This window comes from Muricoccus harenae (assembly GCF_009848505.1).
Taxonomy (GTDB): domain Bacteria; phylum Pseudomonadota; class Alphaproteobacteria; order Acetobacterales; family Acetobacteraceae; genus Roseomonas; species Roseomonas harenae.
On record NZ_WWDL01000041.1, the window covers coordinates 20,661 to 36,605 of the forward strand.

The window sequence follows — 15,945 nt, forward strand, 5'->3', positions numbered from 1 at the left end:
ATGTCCGTTCGTAACATCGTCAAGTCCATCCAGGATATCATGCGCCAGGACAGTGGCGTGGATGGGGACGCCCAGCGCATATCCCAGCTCTGCTGGATGTTCTTCCTCAAGATCATCGACGACCAGGACCAGGAGCTGGAGCTCCTGAACTCCAACTATCGCTCCCCGATTCCGGAGCACCTGCAGTGGCGTGCCTGGGCGACGGACCCGGAGGGGATCACCGGCGACGCCCTCCTCAACTTCGTCAACGGGGAGCTCTTCCCGGCACTCAAGAACCTTCCTCTGACAGACCGGCCGGGCGACCGGCGGCGGGTGGTCCGGAGTGTCTTCGAGGACGCCTACAACTACATGAAGTCCGGCCAGCTGATGCGTCAGGTGGTGAACAAGATCAGCGACGTGGACTTCAACGACCTAGCTGAGCGCCAGCACTTCGGGGACATCTACGAGCAGATCCTGAACGACCTGCAGAACGCGGGCAACGCCGGCGAGTACTACACGCCCCGGGCCGTGACCGCCTTCATGGTGGACCGCATCGACCCGAAGCCGGGTGAGAGCCTCTTTGACCCGGCCTGTGGTACCGGCGGCTTCCTGAGCTGCTCCATCCGGCACATGCGCGACCGCTACGTGAAGCGGCCCGAGGACGAGCGGCTGATGCAGGCCTGGCTCCGCGCGGTTGAGAAGAAGCCGCTTCCCCACATGCTCTGCGTGACGAACATGCTCCTCCACGGCGTGGAGGATCCGGGCTTCGTCCGTCACGACAACACCCTCGCCCGCCCGTACATCGGCTGGACTCAGGCCGAGCGTGTGGATGTTGTGCTGACCAACCCGCCCTTCGGCGGGCGGGAGGAGGACGGGATCGAGAGCAACTTCCCGGCTCACTTCCGCACCCGGGAGACGGCGGACCTCTTCCTCGCCCTAATCATCCGCCTGCTGAAACCCGGAGGGCGCGCCGCGGTGGTGCTGCCGGACGGCTCGCTCTTCGGTGAGGGCGTGAAGACCCGGCTGAAGGAGCACCTGATGGACGAATGCAACCTGCACACCATCGTCCGATTGCCCAACTCGGTCTTCAGGCCCTACGCCTCCATCGGCACCAACCTGCTGTTCTTCGAGAAGGGCTCGCCGACGAAGGAGACCTGGTTCTGGGAGCACCGGGTACCGGGGGGCCAGAAGGCTTACTCCATGACCAAGCCGATCCGGTTGGAGCACCTGCAGGACTGCGTTGCCTGGTGGGGCGGACCGACGCGCAAGGGGCGGCAGGAGAACGAGCGGGCCTGGCGGGTGACGGTCGAGGAGGTGAAGGCGCGAGGCTGGAACCTCGACGTCAAGAACCCGCACGCTGTCGAGGACGACCATGGCGACCCAGAAACGTTGCTGGCCGACCTGAAGGCGGCTGAGGCTAAGGCGGCGAATCTGCGCGACCAGCTGAAGGCGATCCTGGCAGAGGCGCTGGCCCGATGAACGCCGACGTCCTCCTGGCCTACTACGAGCGGATCGCCGAGGCGCCTGACGCCATCAACCGGCTGCGGCGCTTCATGCTGGACCTCGCAGTAAGGGGCAAGCTGGTGCCGCAGGATCCAGCCGATGAGCCAGCATCGGAACTACTCAAGCGAATCTCGCTCGAAAAGGCACAGCTGGTTAAGACCGGTCAGGCCAGAGCAGACAAAGCTTTTCCGACTGGCGAGGATGACGCCTTATTTGGTTTACCAGAAAGTTGGTGTTGGACGCGTCTTGGTACCGTATCAGCGTACATCCAGCGTGGAAAGTCACCGAAGTATGCGGTTTCGGTCGGCACGCCTGTGGTATCGCAGAAGTGCGTTCAGTGGCGAGGTCTCGACCTGTCAGTTGCTAAGCTAGTTACGTTGGAATCCATTGCAGAATACGAGACAGTCCGCTTTCTTCGCGACGGCGATCTCCTCTGGAATTCGACAGGCACGGGCACGATAGGCAGAGTCATTCGGCTTGTAACCCCACCGGATCGGCTTGTCTGCGATAGCCACGTGACTGTTGTGCGATGCTTCGGCGTTGACCCCGAGTTTGTCCGTACATGGCTCCGCTCCGACCACGTCTTTGGCACTATCGAGGAGCGCGCTGCAGGCTCGACTAACCAGGTCGAACTGACTGCGCAGATGGTCGTTAATCAGTTGGTCCCGCTACCCCCCCTTGCTGAGCAGCACCGCATCGTCGCCAAGGTGGATGAGTTGATGGCGCTGTGCGATCGGCTGGCGGCGGCACGGACAACGAGGGAGGTGACACGCGACCGACTGGCGGCGGCGAGCCTTGCCCGCCTCAACACGCCCGATTCCGAGACCTTCTCGGCTGATGGCCGCTTCGCCCTCAACACGCTACCCGCCATCACGACACGCCCCGACCAGATCAAGCAGCTCCGCCAAACGATCCTGAACCTCGCGGTGCGGGGAAAGCTCGTGCCGCAGGATTCAGGAGATGAGCCAGCGAGCCTGCTCATCAGTACAATGCGTCGCAACTTCTCAAATTCGGGCGACCGCAAGGCATCCACCCGCTTTGCCCCAATTGCGGATGACCAACTTTCCTACTCCACTCCTGCGGGGTGGGAATGGGCATGCGCCGAAGACCTTACTATTCCCGGCGAAGTCATCACCTACGGCATCCTTAAGCCCGAGTGGGTGGAGAACGGCGTACCGACGGTGCGGGTGACCGAGATGAAGACCGGCACCATCGACGTGGCAACGCTGCCAAAATGCAGCCCGGCGCGCGCGGCAAGTTTCACGCGGACGACGTTAGCGGAAGGTGACCTCCTGGTGTCGAAGGATGGCACTATCGGGAAGACAGCGTTCGTCCCATCGGAACTGGTAGGCGGGAACATCACACAGCATGTCCTGCGCTTCCCGATCTCCACTGTCGTTGATCGACATTTCGTCAAGCTCGTGATCGATGCACCACCCTACCAGGCGCTGATGGCTGGCGAAACCAAAGGTGTTGCGCTGCAAGGGGTCAATGTCGGCGACTTCCGCCGAATGCCCATTCCCTTGCCACCCCTCGCCGAACAACACCGCATCGTCGCCAAGGTGAACGTGCTGATGGCACTCTGCGATCAGCTGGAAGCCAGCCTCGCCACTGCCAGCACCTCCCGCGCCAAGCTGCTGGAGGCGACGCTGCGCGAGGCCCTGTTGCCCACCGAGGAGACCCTGCTGGAGGCCGCGCAGTGACCCTCGCGGCACGCTTCCTTGACGCCTATCCGCACCACAACATCGCTCGGCTGATCCAGGACCGGCTGGCGCGCTGCCGGGAAGCCCGCATCGTCGCCGGCTTCGCCACGCCGGATGGCGTCGCCGCGCTGAAGGTCGGCGCCGCGGCGCCGAAGATCACCCGGCTGGTGCTGGGCGCCGGTACCTTCAAGGCGTTCGAGGCGCTGGACAGCCTCATCGCCAGCGGCCTGCCCGCCAGCGCCGCCCGCCTGCACCTAGGCTATTGCCGCGCCACCGGCTGGCCGAAGAACCCCTTCGAACGCCTGCGGCCGATGCTGCACAGCAAGATCTACTACTTCGAGATGCCGGACGGCACTGCCGCCGCCTTCGTTGGTTCCCACAACCTCACCGGCTTCGCCCTGCGCGGCCGGAACGGCGAGGCCGCGGTGCTGCTGGAAGGCCCGGCCAGCGACCCGGGCTTCGCCGATATCCGCGCGCATATCGAGGAAGCCTACCGCGTGGCCGTGATCTACGACGCCGCGCTGAAGGCGGCCTACGCCACCTGGTACGCCGACTACCTCGACCGGTTGAAGACCGACATCACCGACATGCCCCGCACCGGCATCAGCGGCCGTAGTCTGGTGGTTATGGCCGAGGCGGCCGCCGGCATCGCCCCCGCCCTGGGCCAGGCGGTGTACTTCGAAGTCGACCGGCGCATCCAGGAAATCAATTCGATCCAGACCCAGGTGCACCTGCACCTCTTCCCCCACCTGCCCGCCACGCCACGCGACGGCCTGGCCTCGCTTGCCCATGTGGCGCAGAGCTTCCGCGCCAAGGTGCAGGCGATCGACGTCCGAGCCGGTTCCGCGGAAATCGACGCCAACTGGTTCGTGGACCAGCGCCCGCGGGCCGAGTTGAAGCGGGCACCGCGCCCCTTCCGCCCGCACCCGACCTCGGGGAAGCAGCAGGTCACGGCGCTGATCGAGGATCGTCTCGCCGAGGCCTTCGCATACGAGTTCGACCCGCCGGAGAAGTGGCTGCCACAACTCGCCGACGAACGCTTGGTGGATGAGGAGACGGACGAGGTGTGGAACCCGGTCGTCGGCCTGCAGCCCGAACGGCGCCTGGAGGCGGTGGAGCGGCGGGGATCACAGATGCTGATGGAGCTGTCGCCGGATTCTGGGTCGTTCATCCTGCTGTCGCGTGGGCGACGCCGTCTCAATGGGTAAGCCGTCCCTGGAGCCTTTTGGCATCACCTTCCGCGCCCTGCGGCCGTTCGACGCGGGCTGGCTCACAGGGGCACCGCCACTCCGCTTCAAGAGCAGCCGCTGTATCCGAGAGGTGATCGGCAACATTCGGCACGGCCCCATCCTGCGACGGCTGCAGATGGCCTTGCCCAGCGTCTGTGCCCTACCGCCCGGCTCCCGGAGCCTCGACTTGCCACAAAGAGAAGGCCTTCCGCGGATCAGCTTATGACCCTTCACCACGCTATCTGGACCGTCGGCGAGAAGCCCGCGCCCCTCGCCCGCGCCACCCTGTCGAGCGAAAGGGTGCTGGAAGACATGATCGTTGCCGCGCCCGGAATCCTCTCGAATTCCTGGATGTTGATTGGCCGTCAGGAGAGGACGGCGCACGGCGGCATTATTGACCTACTCGCCATCGCCCCCGACGGTGCCCTCGTGCTCATCGAGCTGAAGCGCGATCGGACACCCCGCGACGTCGTGGCCCAGGCGCTTGACTACGCCAGCTGGGTGGAGGGGCTGAAGTCCGAGGACGTCGCCGCCATTTACGGCCGCTTCGCGCCGGGGCGGAGCCTTGCCGAGGACTTCCACGCTCGCTTCGGCACCGACCTCGATGAGGAGATGCTGAACCATACGCATGAGATTGTCATCGTCGCTGCAGAGCTCGACGCAGATTCCGAGCGCATCGTCATCTATCTCGCCGAGCGCGGGATATCCATCAACGTGCTCTGCTTCGGCATCTTCGAGCACAACGGGCAACGCTTCATCAGTCGCGCTTGGCTGAAGGAGGATATCGTGGAGGTCGCAGTGGACGTAAAGCCGCCTCCCGGGCAACCCGCCGAGCCATGGAATGGTGAGTTCTATGCATCCTTTGGAGCGCGGGGCGAGCGGTCCTGGGACGAGGCGATCCGCTACGGATTTATCTGTGCCGGTGGTGATGCTTGGTTCAACAAGAACCTCCGTATGCTTCGACCTGATGACCGGATCTGGGTCAAGTCACCGGATCATGGCTTCGTTGGGGTTGGCCGAGTAACTGGACCTGCTGTTCCTGCACGTGAGTTCATGGTGAAGATGTCGGACGGGACAGAGAAGCCGGCTCTCGAAGTGCTGGTGGATGGCCACTACCATCGCCACCTCGCTGATGATCCTGTCCGAAGCGAGTGGTTCGTGCCGGTACGGTGGCTGGATACGGTCCCGCTTGACAAGGCGGTGAAGGAAGTGGGGCTCTTCGGGAACCAGAATACGGTCTGTCGTCCGACAGCCCCGAAGTGGCGCATGACCGTCGAACGCCTGAAGGGGCGCTTCCCAAACTACAACGGCTGAGGTGAGAGCTTCCTCATCGTCATTCCGGCAGTGCTGGAGCTGAGGTACGGACGAGTACCCCAGCAACCTGCGTGGCTGCCCATCGGCCTCCACGAGCGGTACGAATTCCACGGGCGTTCAGCACTTCCGCAACCCCGCGCATGCTGGTCACGCCGCTTGCCTGCACCTGGCGGATGATGGGCGCGACGTTCTCCGCGAACCGCCGTGCTTCCTCAGCCGTGCGGGCAGCCCCAAGCCGCTGAGCCTCCGCGAGGTTCGTCCGATTTCCTAGGACTGCTCCCTGACGCTTCCGAGCCGCGAGTGCCGCGCGGGTGCGTTCCGAGATCATGCGCCGCTCCTTCTCGGCAAGCGCGGCGTAGATGTGGAGCATGAAGGGATCCACGTCGGGCCCAAGCTCCGCGACCATGAAGGGCACGCGCTGTACCATCAGCCCGGCGATGAAGTGCACGTCGCGCGAGAGGCGGTCGAGCTTGGCAACGAGGACCGGACAGCGGAGCCGCCGCGCAGCGGCGAGGGCCGCCGCGAGCTGAGGACGTCTGTCGAGGGCATCCGATCCCTTGCCCGTCTCCACCTCGGTGAACTCCTCCACCAGCATCATGCCGTTCCCGACCGCAAAGGCGGCGCAGCGCTCCCGCTGGGCATCCAGTCCTAGTCCAGAGCGGCCCTGTCGCTCGGTCGAGACGCGGAAATAGGCGACGGCGGGGCTCATCGGGGCAGAGTGTCAGAAGGCTAAACGCACGTATAGCCTCCTGACAGACGCTCAACGGAGTTGGAGAAGCTAACAGTCGGGAAGTCGGGATGCCCGAAAGATTATTTATTGACGCACCATGCAAAAGCGTCCAAAAGCGGGATTACGGGATTGGCATTGTCCCGTTAAGAAGGAGGCCCGATGTCCTGCCGAGCTCCGCGTCAAAACCTTCTCACCACTCATAGCCGAAGGCGGTCCGCCCAGCGTGCCATCCCGCATCACGCGATCGGCCTGCTTCTCGACTACGGCACGTCGGTGCGGGTGCGGGGAGCCGACAGCTACTTCTTCGACAAGGCCGCCCGTCGGCGCCTCGTCGAAGCGCTTGGCCCCATGCGGGTGAAGGATTGCGAACGGTTCCTCAGCACCTTTGCGATCGTCGGCGACGACGGCCGCGTGGTCACGGTCGCCCATCGCACTCGGCGCCTCCGACGGGCCTGAATTTCACCAACACCATCATCGTCCATCAGGAGAAAGATCGCCGTGCAGAACACGAATTTAGTGACCCGCTTCGCTCCCGCCATCACGGCCCACCGCGGTGGTCCCTTCCTTGCCGGCGACACCCGCTCGGCACTCTCGCTCCATGACGATGGCCGGCTGAGTGTCGTCTGGGCTCCCTTCGACCACATCGCGGCGGAGGCCCGACTGGTGGTGGTCGGCATCACTCCGGGCGCCCAGCAGGCGGAGAACGCCTTCCAGGCCTTCCGTGCTGCCCTCCAGGCGGGGATGAGCCCTGCCGAGGCCTCGCGCCAGGCCAAGCTCACCGGCGCCTTCTCCGGCCCGATGCGCGAACAGCTCATCGCCATGCTCGACCATGTCGGCGCCCATCGTCTCCTCGGCGTCGAGAGCTGCGCGGGGCTCTTCGCTCCGGGCCGCGGCCTGGTCCACCTTACCTCGGCCCTGCGCCATCCGGTGTTCGTCGACGGTGCGAACTACAACGGCACGCCGGACATGCTCCGCACTCCCGCTCTGCGGCGCATGGTCGAGACCCACCTCGCCGAAGAGGCGCGTGCACTGTCCCACGCCCTCTGGCTCCCGCTCGGACCGAAGCCCGCCGCGGCGCTGCAGCACCTGGCACGCCTCGGCCTCCTCCATCCCGAGCGCATCCTCGGCGGACTGCCCCACCCCAGCGGCGCCAACCGGGAGCGGGTGAACTTCTTCCTCGGCCGTAAGGCGCGGGAGACGCTCTCCGCGAAGACGCGGCCGGATGTCATCGATGCCGCGCGCGAGCGGCTTTGCGCCCAGATCGCCCGCGTCCCGGCGTTCGGCTGAGCGGGTGGAGCAGCTCATGAACACCCATGCGGATCAGGACGGCGGCATCCGGGTGACGGATGCGGAGCCCGGTATCGACTTCCTCAACCAGGTTCCGTTTCAGAGCATCTACGCCACGCTCATCGAGCACGCCTGCGAGCGTCTCCGGGTTGCGCTCGGGCCACGGTACGGCAAGGCGGCAGTCACGGCTGTTCTGTCGAACCTCGTAGGCGGCCTGCCGGAAGGGGCGGAGTGGTCTGATCTCCGGCGACAGCTCGAGGCGGGGGACACATCCGCCCTGGAGGACGCGGATATCGACTGGCAGGACATTGCGGCGGATCTGGCAGGCCTCTTCATCTACGCCCGCCATGGCGACACGAGGTCGCTGGATCTGGATGCCTCGCGCGCCGAGATCGAGGGGTACCTGGTGCAGTTCCGCTCTATGGTCGCCGATCTGGGGCTGAAGGCCGCGCTCGGTCCCTGCATCGTCTACCTGACGGAGAACCTGGCTGCGGCCGAGGCGCGCTGGGCGATCGACAACGGACGCTCCGTTGTTTCGGACCAGCTCGCCGCCCTGGCCGCCGTAAAGCCGAAAACAGTGGCGAACCTCATCGCCTCAGGCCAGATCGCTTCCGATGGCGATGGTCGTGTTCCGGCAGCCGAGGCCCTGCGCTACCTGGAGCGACGCAAGGGCTTTGTCCGCTCGCGCTGGCAAGATTTGGTTCCGCCACGCCCACCGACGCTCGATGAGGAAGCGGTACCGTCCCTTGGCGAGCAGGTGTTCGTGCCGGTCGATGGCGAGGGAAACCCGTTCCTTCCGTCGCTGGCTCGACCTGGCCGGGACGGCCGCCCCCGCTACGCCATCGGCCCGAAGGACCAGCCGGAGTACGTCGAGGACTACTGGGAGGCGCTACGGCGTCTTGCATCCATGGCGACACCCCGGTGGAGGCGTCCCCCGGTCTCGGGAAAAGGCGGCTGGAGCCTCGTCAGTGCCCAGGATGGATGGAGGCGGTTCGCGCGGGCCGATCTAGACCGCATGGTCGAGGCTGACCTGAGCCCCGAAGTTCTTCCGGGCTGAGCTAGAGTCCTGACCGATTGTTTGCTGCCGCGGTAGCGGTGTTGGCAAGGTCTTTCATCATCCAAGGCGTGATGGTTCGCCTGCCGACCTCGGCGGGCGTGATGCCCTGGTGAGCCGAGTGCGGCCGGACGTGGTTGTAGTCTGCCTGCCATCTGGCCAGCACCGCCCGGGCGTGATGGAGCGAGGTGAACAGCGTCTCGTTCAGGCATTCGTCACGCAGGCGGCCGTTGAAGCTCTCCACGAAGGCGTTCTGCTGCGGCTTGCCGGGCGAGATGTAGTGCCACTCCACCTGCCGGTCCTGGCTCCACTTCAGGATGGCGTTGCTGGTGAGCTCGGTGCCGTTGTCGCTGACGCACACCTGGGGTTGGCCTCGGCGCCCAAGCACGGCATCCAACTCGCGCGCGACCCTGACACCGGACAACGAGGTGTCGGCCACCAGCGCCAGGCACTCACGGCTGAAGTCGTCCACCACGGCCAGGATGCGGAACCGTCGCCCGTCGGCCAAGGCGTCGGACACGAAGTCCAGCGACCAGCGCTGGTTCGGCGCCTGCGGCAGCACCATCGGCGCCCGTGTGCCCACGGCCCGCTTCCGGCCGCCACGGCGCCGCACCTGCAGCTTCTCCTCGGTATACAGCCGCCGCAGCCTCTTGTGGTTCAGCCGTGTGCCTTCGCGCGCCAGCAGGATGCCCAGCCGCCGATAGCCGAACCGACGGCGTTCAGCCGCCAGTTCCCGCAGCCTTGCCCGAACCGCCGCATCGTCGGGACGCCGGGCTTGGTAGCGGATCGACGTCCGCTCGGCGCCTACCAGCGAACAGGCCCGCCTCTGGCTGATCCCATGCACCTCCTGGGCATGGGCCACCGCCGCCCGCCTGGCCGCGGGCGTCAGAACTTTTTTGCGGCGAGGTCCTTCAGCACGGCGTTGTCCAGCATCGCCTCAGCCAGCAACCGCTTCAGCCTGCCATTCTCGTCTTCAAGCGCCTTCAGCCGCTTGGCTTCCGACACACCCAGACCGCCGTACTTGGCCTTCCAGGCATAAAACGTCGCCTCAGAGATCCCATGCTTGCGACAGAGATCCGCCGTCTTCAGCCCGGCCTCCCCCTCCCGCAGCACCCCAATGATCTGCTCTTCCGTAAACCGCCCGCGCTTCATGTCCGTCTCCAAACGGGTGACGGACTCTACCTCCCCTTGGCCGAAATCTCGGGGCTCAGGTCAAGGCTGCTGCGGTGAGTTCCTTGGTGCCCTGAAAAGCGGGCTGATCACGGTGGGGGCGGGCTGCGCCCCTGGAGAAAGATGCGGCAGAGGTGAGAGGGGTTCGCCCTACCTTGGCAGCCCGATCGGCGGCTGCGGCGGTAGTCGGCGATCCAGGATAGGGTGAACTGAAACGCGGACTAGGGTGTGGACTCTACCGACCGCTCCCCAGCTTAGCTCCGCCGGATGGGGAGCTGGCAGGCCGCTCCCCCCCCAGATTGCAGGGCTTGGCGGGCCTGACCAGGGCCCGGGAACCAGGGGCCGCCCCTGGTCTCCGGTGCAGGTGCCCGGGTGCTGGTCCTTTTAACAAAATTTCTCGGCTAGTGCGGCGCCCGTCAGACCTCCCGCAAGGGCAGCGTAGATGGTGTCTGTAATAACAACTCCTGCTACGGTAGAGCCGACTACAAGAGTGCCACCGCTTGCTACCCAAGCCGCAACAAGTGCTGCTGCGATCGCAATGTGGGCAAGAATACAAGCCTCTTTCTTTACACCTTTAAAGGGGTCTGGAAGCTTTTTGGGAAATTCTATTTTGAAACCAAAAGGGTTCAAATCATAAATTTCGGGATTGTTGGCGATTTCTGGGTTGTCGTTCAGTAATTTTTCATAATCAACTGCAAATTCCGAAGCGACTGCCTCTATTTGAGCGTCACTTACTTGGACCGGAGGCGGGTGATCTCCGAATATTGCCCGCATCTGTTCAGAAAGCGTTTGTTTTAGTTGATCTGTGTTAGGCATAGCCCGCTCCGACAATGTCAGAGCATTTGGATTAGTCTTGATTGTGTTTGTCAACGAAACATAAAGCACAAAAATGCGTGCTTGGCGGAGGGGAGGAGGTGGTCACTCCGAAGGTAACACGCTGAATGCCGTCGATGCCGGCTGACCCTGCCTCCAGCTGGCGACGAGCACACCAAGCTGTCGCCCAGCAGGCCCACTTCAAATGTAAAGTGTCCGGTTGTGGACCGGCCGCTGGCCTTCTTTGCCGGGATCTGGGTCCCGCAGTGGACCTCGGTGCGAAAGGTGAAGGAGGGCGAGGTCACGACAGACCTCTACGCCTTTCTCACCACCGAGCCGAACGCCGAGGTGGTGCCGGTCCACCCCAAGGCGATGCCGGTGATCCTGACCGAGGCCGACAATCTTGAGGCTTGGATGACGGCGCCCTGGGCGGTGGCGAAAGAGCTGCAGCGGCCACGGCCGAACGGGATGCTGAGGATCGTGGCGCGCGGCAGGTCGGACCAGCCCGAAGGGGAACTGCCAGGCGGTGACGTGCGGCCGAGAAGGACGGAGCCAGGCCAGGGCAGCCTGCTGTAGCGGGGGCGACCGCGTCCCGGCCGGGCCGGGGCGGCCCCGGGGTCAGCGATTAGCCGCATCGTCCCTATGCTCCTCCCAATATACGCGGATCCCCCCTGACGTTGCTGGCAGACCTCAAGCGTCTTGATCGATGATGACTAACCATGCCCAGACCTGACCAACCGACCGACGCCTACCCTCCACCTCCGCCGTGCGAGGCGGTGGAAAGGGTACTCGCCACTTACCGGCGGCGGTTCCGGGGCTCGGACGAGCCCTGGCTGTCGGGGCGCGACCCTGCGACAGAGGAACGTATTCTCCAGAGGGCCGTGGCACGTGGGCGGCCCTTACATCCGTTGCTGATTGAGCGGGTGACAGGCGGCTGGCGTCGGATGCCAGACCCCGACATCATCCTGTAATTTCGCCCCGGCTATGCGGCCTTGGTGCCGCGATCTCCAGTTGGGTCAGCTCATCACCCGAACCGATCCGCCCAGGCAGTCGGCTATGCACCGCGCACCTCGCTGAGGATCCTCTGAATTCTCGGCCGGAGCGCATTAACGAGCGCGTTTCCCGCGGCAGCGAGCCATGCCCGGTGACGGACGTCATCCTCTTCGGTCCAGTTGCCTGGTGCACGAAGGCGGAGCGCGATCCATTGAGCGTCCGGGGGTGTCTCACCCCACTCCAACTCCCCGTCGGGCATGGCTGTGCGAAGAGCCGCGTCGATTTCGGACTGTTGCGCTTTAAGTTCATCGATGAGACGAAATCCCGCCTCGCCCCTGAAGATCGCATAGGTGCCAACGAGATCCTCGGAGCGCGCCCGGTACGCCGTGATGCCGGCCTCCGGCGTGCCCAGATCGTAGCGGATCCAGCCATATCCGCGGCGGCGGGGTGGCGGCTGTGACGGATCGTCCAGCCGCAGCTCGGCGATAAAGCGCTCCCAAAACCTCCGGTCCGCCTCGGTGAGGGCGGGATCGCGGCGACGGGACGGCTGCGACGGCTCCGGCCCGTCTCCCTCTGCTTCTGGGCCACCCTCGTCGGCTGTTGTTGCAATACCCAGGGCCGGCTCCACGATGCGGACAACCGTCCGCTCCAGCGCGACGGTGCGCGCCAGAACGCGGGGCTGAACCAGCAACTGCCCCTGGGGCAGCTCGTAACCCGCCATTTCGACAAGGCCGAAGGCGAAGCGCATGCCGGTGTGGGCGTGCATGAACTGTACGATGGCCTCAGTGCCCTCCCGGATGCCGTCGCCCGCGACCAGCAGGAGAAAACGTCCAGCGCGGAGATTGCGTCCCACGGCATCGACGAAGGTCGCCTCATCTACGGATGGGTGCTGGGCCTGCACGAGGTTGAAGAGGGCGTTGCCGGGGCGCCGGAGCGACCTCGAGACCTCCCGCTGGAGGTCCTCGTAGTGCCAGCGGGCGAGTTCCTTCGCGTAGTCGAGGATCTGCCCCACAACCTCGCGCCGTGCCTGGGGGTTCCGCCAGAGCTTGCATTCCACGACCGTCAGCGCGCCGTGCCGGTTCACGAACACGGCGTCGACCGGGCCCGCGGGCGTCGCGAGTTCACGGCAGACCGGGATCGGGTCCGCATAGGCCGGGTCGATCTCGGAAGCGGGCAAGGTGTCGGGATGCCGAAGCAGGAAGTCGCGGAGCCAAGCCTCGTTCCTGCCACCCGAGGCGAGCGGGATACGGTCGAGCACGACAGGAGCCGTAGCCTCGGCTCCGGTCAGGACAAGCTTGGGGAACATGCGTGGTCGGCCCTCCAGGTGCGATCGAGGGTCGCACGTGTTGCTGCTGCCTCGGTATGGCGGTGAGGCTCCCAGTCAGCAACTCGCGATGGCGAGCTGCGGCCGATCATGCATCGTTCTACTCACTCAACCCCGGCTTCGCGGCAATCAGCCCCTCCGGCAAACAAAGGCACGATAAGCGGGCCCCATAACCCCGAGATCTTCTCCCTGGCAGGTCAGAGCGAAGCTTCAGTTAGAAGCGGGTCTGTTGCATAAACCTTGCTCTTGCTCAACCGAGCCAGGCTCCTCGATACGGAGCGAGAGCGGCGGCACAACGCCTCGGTTGCACAGGTGGCGGAGACGAACCTCCGCCGGATCTCGGCGCGATGCGTCTCGGCCTGCCGGCCAGTAGCTACCGACCTTGCTTAGGCAAGACTCAGTTGTCCTACTTGCGGCAAGATCACTGAAGCCCAGGCCTTCTACTTGCCCCCGATGTCATCCAAGATCCCTCTCCGGGGGAAAGTGATGACGTCACTGGTAGGATATCTGTTGGGTGCGATGACTGGAGGCGTCCTGAGCGGGCCAGTTATGGAAGCATCTGGTGCTGTCGCTGATAAGATCACAACCAGGGTTTTCGGGTCAGCCTGGGAAGAGGCACGCGCCCGGGCCGGAGCCTACCTGGGCGGCGTACCGACCAATCACGACCTCGAGCGTGCACTACGGCTAGCGCAGCTGACGGGCACTCTGGTGGTGGTTCTGGACTATGCGAAGGAGGACGAGGAAGCGCGCTTCGACAACCGCGGAGCTGCACCACCTCCCTTCATCGCGGCCGCCCGCCGGTTCCTGCACGAGCAGTTGGGGTTACTACCCTCGCTGACCTTTAAGGACGATCCCGCTGTGGTGGCTACGCTCGAGGCGGCCGTGGACGACGCCCTGGCAGGCGCGCGGCAGGACAGCGCAGCCGAGGTTGGGCGGAACCTGGTCGCGGAGGCTGAGCAGGCTGTTTGGCAGGAGCTGGTTAACGGAGCTGGCGGTGCGCCCCCGCCACACGAGTTCAAGGCACGGTTCTTTAGTGTCGATTCTGAGGCGCCGGGCTGGTCTGCTTGCTTTCTAGCGTTCTTCCGCGAGGCGCTGAAGGTTAACCCGCGGGTCGAAGTGGCCTTCGTCGCGTCGAGACTCGCAGCGCTAAAGCAGTCCAACACGAAAATAGACCATCTGGTGCGGGGGATTGCTGGCGATACGACTGCCATGCACTCGCTGCTTGGGCATGTCGCAAACGAAGTGGCGACGCTGCATGGCAAGCAGGACCAAGCTCACGCGAAGCTTAACGAGATTGCCCGGACACTGGAGCGTCTGCAGCGCGATCCATCACCAGATCTGGCCGTGGATCTGCGCCGTGTGCTAACGCCACAGGTGCCGAATCTGGAGTTCATCCCTGACGAGCGCCTGCCAGCTGTTATCGAGAAGCTGCTGGCCGATATGCGTGCACCGCCGGTGGTTTCACCGAATGTGACGGCGCCTATCCGAGACGCCCTTGATGCAGCTGAGGCTCAAATCGCCGCATTTAACTTATCGACTGCGGCCGGCAACCTCGACGCGCTGATCGCACGACGTAGGAAGGAGCACGAGCGCCGCGCAGCAGACGACGCAGCCCTTCTGGCGGAACGGGCACGCATCAGCCGGCTACAGCTGCGCTATCGCGAGGCTGCGGCCATACTGCAGGAGGCGGCAAGCTTGGTTGCCTCCGACCAGCAAGCCGCGTGGCGGCACATAATGGCCGCAGCCAGTGCACTTCAGAGTCAAGGTAGCGAATATGGTGACAATGCCGCTCTAAACGAGGCGCTCGCGCTCTACGCTGACGCACTCCGCCTTGTATCTCGGCGCGAGCGCCCACAAGATTGGGCGGCAACCCAGATCAATCTTGGCAACGCGCTTACGATCCTCGGCAAGCGGGAGGCAGGCACGGCCCGGCTCGAGGAGGCGGCCGATGCCTTCCGTGCCGCGCTGCAGGAATGCACCTGCGAACGCGTGCCGCTCAAATGGGCGATGGCGCAGAACAATCTTGGCTACGCGCTTTGGACCCTCGGCAGGCGGGAGGCAGGCACGGCCCGATTCGAGGAGGCGGCCGATGCCTTCCGTGCCGCGCTGCAAGGATACACCCGGGAACGCGTGCCGCTCAAATGGGCGACAACCCAGAACAATCTCGGCAACGCGCTTTGGATCCTCGGCGAGCGGGAGGCAGGCACGGCCCGGCTCGAGGAAGTGGTCGATGCCTACCGTGCCGCGCTGCAGGAACGCACCCGCGAACACGTACCGCTCGAGTGGGCGGCAACCCAGAAGGCTCTCGGCAACGTGCTTACCATCCTCGGCGGGCGGGAGGCAGGCACGGCCCGGCTCGAGGAGGCGGTCGGTGCCTTCCGTGCGGCGCTGCAGGAACGCACCCGCGAACGCGTGCCGCTCGAGTGGGCGGCGATCCAGACGGGTCTCGGCAACGCGCTTACCATCCTCGGCAAGCGGGAGGCAGGCACGGCCCGGCTCGAGGAGGCGGTCGGTGCCTTCCGTGCCGCGCTGCAGGAATGCACCCGCGAACGCGTGCCGCTCGAGTGGGCGGCGATCCAGACGGGTCTCGGTAACGCGCTTGCGGCCCTTGGCGAGCGGGAGGCAGGCACGGCCCGGCTTGAGGAGGCGGTCGGTGCCTTCCGTGCCGCGCTGCAGGAACGCACCCGCGAACGCGTGCCGCTCGAGTGGGCCATGGCCCAGAAGGGTCTCGCCTACGCACTTTTGACCCTCGGCAGGCGGGAGGTAGGCACGGCCCGGCTTGAGGAGGCGGTCGGTGCCTTCCGTGCCGCGCTGCAGGAACGCACCCGCGAACGCGTGCCGCTCGA

Annotated in this window: 12 protein-coding genes and 1 pseudogene; 9 read left to right on the forward strand and 4 right to left on the reverse strand. The window is 65.0% G+C overall.

The window, feature by feature from the left end; all coding sequences use genetic code 11:
• The 4 genes from GSE44_RS22245 to GSE44_RS22260 all read left to right on the forward strand — a co-directional run bounded on the left by GSE44_RS22245 (position 1) and on the right by GSE44_RS22260 (position 5,728).
• On the forward strand, positions 1-1,458 hold the full coding sequence (locus tag GSE44_RS22245) for an HsdM family class I SAM-dependent methyltransferase (protein WP_159351037.1): 1,458 nt from the start codon (positions 1-3) through the stop codon (positions 1,456-1,458).
• The gene (locus GSE44_RS22250; RefSeq protein ID WP_159351038.1) at positions 1,455-3,185 is read left to right on the forward strand and encodes a restriction endonuclease subunit S; all 1,731 of its coding nucleotides are present in this window, start codon (positions 1,455-1,457) and stop codon (positions 3,183-3,185) included. Before GSE44_RS22245 ends, GSE44_RS22250 begins: the two co-directional genes overlap by 4 nt.
• Positions 3,182-4,393, forward strand: coding sequence for a phospholipase D family protein (locus tag GSE44_RS22255; RefSeq protein WP_159351039.1), 1,212 nt, complete (start codon positions 3,182-3,184; stop codon positions 4,391-4,393). The genes GSE44_RS22250 and GSE44_RS22255 overlap by 4 nt, the downstream gene beginning before the upstream one ends.
• A gap of 243 nt (positions 4,394-4,636) precedes the next feature.
• Positions 4,637-5,728: an endonuclease NucS domain-containing protein gene (locus tag GSE44_RS22260; RefSeq protein WP_159351040.1), complete on the forward strand. Its 1,092-nt coding sequence runs from the start codon at positions 4,637-4,639 to the stop codon at positions 5,726-5,728.
• 19 nt (positions 5,729-5,747) lie between these two features.
• Here GSE44_RS22260 and GSE44_RS22265 read toward each other — a convergent pair whose 3' ends face one another.
• Complete coding sequence (locus GSE44_RS22265) at positions 5,748-6,437, reverse strand: recombinase family protein (RefSeq protein ID WP_159351041.1); 690 nt, start codon at positions 6,435-6,437, stop codon at positions 5,748-5,750.
• Between the two features lie 180 nt (positions 6,438-6,617).
• Here GSE44_RS22265 and GSE44_RS22270 point away from each other — a divergent pair, with 180 nt between their 5' ends.
• From GSE44_RS22270 to GSE44_RS22280, 3 genes are read left to right on the forward strand one after another with little or no spacing between them, the layout of a single operon-like run.
• Positions 6,618-6,914 carry a hypothetical protein gene (locus tag GSE44_RS22270; RefSeq protein ID WP_159351042.1) on the forward strand — a complete coding sequence of 99 codons (297 nt, stop codon included), beginning with the start codon at positions 6,618-6,620 and terminating at the stop codon, positions 6,912-6,914.
• A gap of 42 nt (positions 6,915-6,956) precedes the next feature.
• A complete protein-coding gene (locus GSE44_RS22275) occupies positions 6,957-7,745 on the forward strand; it encodes a hypothetical protein (protein WP_159351043.1) in 789 nt (262 codons plus the stop codon).
• A 16-nt stretch (positions 7,746-7,761) separates the two neighbouring features.
• Positions 7,762-8,802, forward strand: coding sequence for a hypothetical protein (locus GSE44_RS22280; RefSeq protein ID WP_159351044.1), 1,041 nt, complete (start codon positions 7,762-7,764; stop codon positions 8,800-8,802).
• Position 8,803: 1 nt separating this feature from the next.
• Here GSE44_RS22280 and GSE44_RS22285 read toward each other — a convergent pair.
• Both GSE44_RS22285 and GSE44_RS22290 read right to left on the reverse strand, forming a co-directional pair.
• A protein-coding gene (locus GSE44_RS22285) for an IS3 family transposase (protein ID WP_235925064.1) occupies positions 8,804-9,951 on the reverse strand; the annotation gives its coding sequence in 2 pieces (ribosomal slippage) (positions 8,804-9,699 and positions 9,699-9,951; 1,149 coding nt in all).
• A gap of 402 nt (positions 9,952-10,353) precedes the next feature.
• Positions 10,354-10,785 carry a hypothetical protein gene (locus GSE44_RS22290; protein WP_159351045.1) on the reverse strand — a complete coding sequence of 144 codons (432 nt, stop codon included), beginning with the start codon at positions 10,783-10,785 and terminating at the stop codon, positions 10,354-10,356.
• Between the two features lie 228 nt (positions 10,786-11,013).
• Here GSE44_RS22290 and GSE44_RS22295 point away from each other — a divergent pair.
• Positions 11,014-11,268 (forward strand): annotated as a pseudogene (locus tag GSE44_RS22295) (SOS response-associated peptidase family protein); the annotation flags it as partial.
• Between the two features lie 568 nt (positions 11,269-11,836).
• Here the strand turns inward: GSE44_RS22295 and GSE44_RS22300 are convergent.
• Positions 11,837-13,081 carry a hypothetical protein gene (locus tag GSE44_RS22300; protein WP_159351046.1) on the reverse strand — a complete coding sequence of 415 codons (1,245 nt, stop codon included), beginning with the start codon at positions 13,079-13,081 and terminating at the stop codon, positions 11,837-11,839.
• 729 nt (positions 13,082-13,810) lie between these two features.
• On the opposite strand from GSE44_RS22300, the gene GSE44_RS22305 reads away from it, so the two are divergent.
• Positions 13,811-15,945 (forward strand): tetratricopeptide repeat protein (locus GSE44_RS22305; protein WP_235925065.1); only part of this gene is annotated, 2,135 nt, incomplete at its 3' end.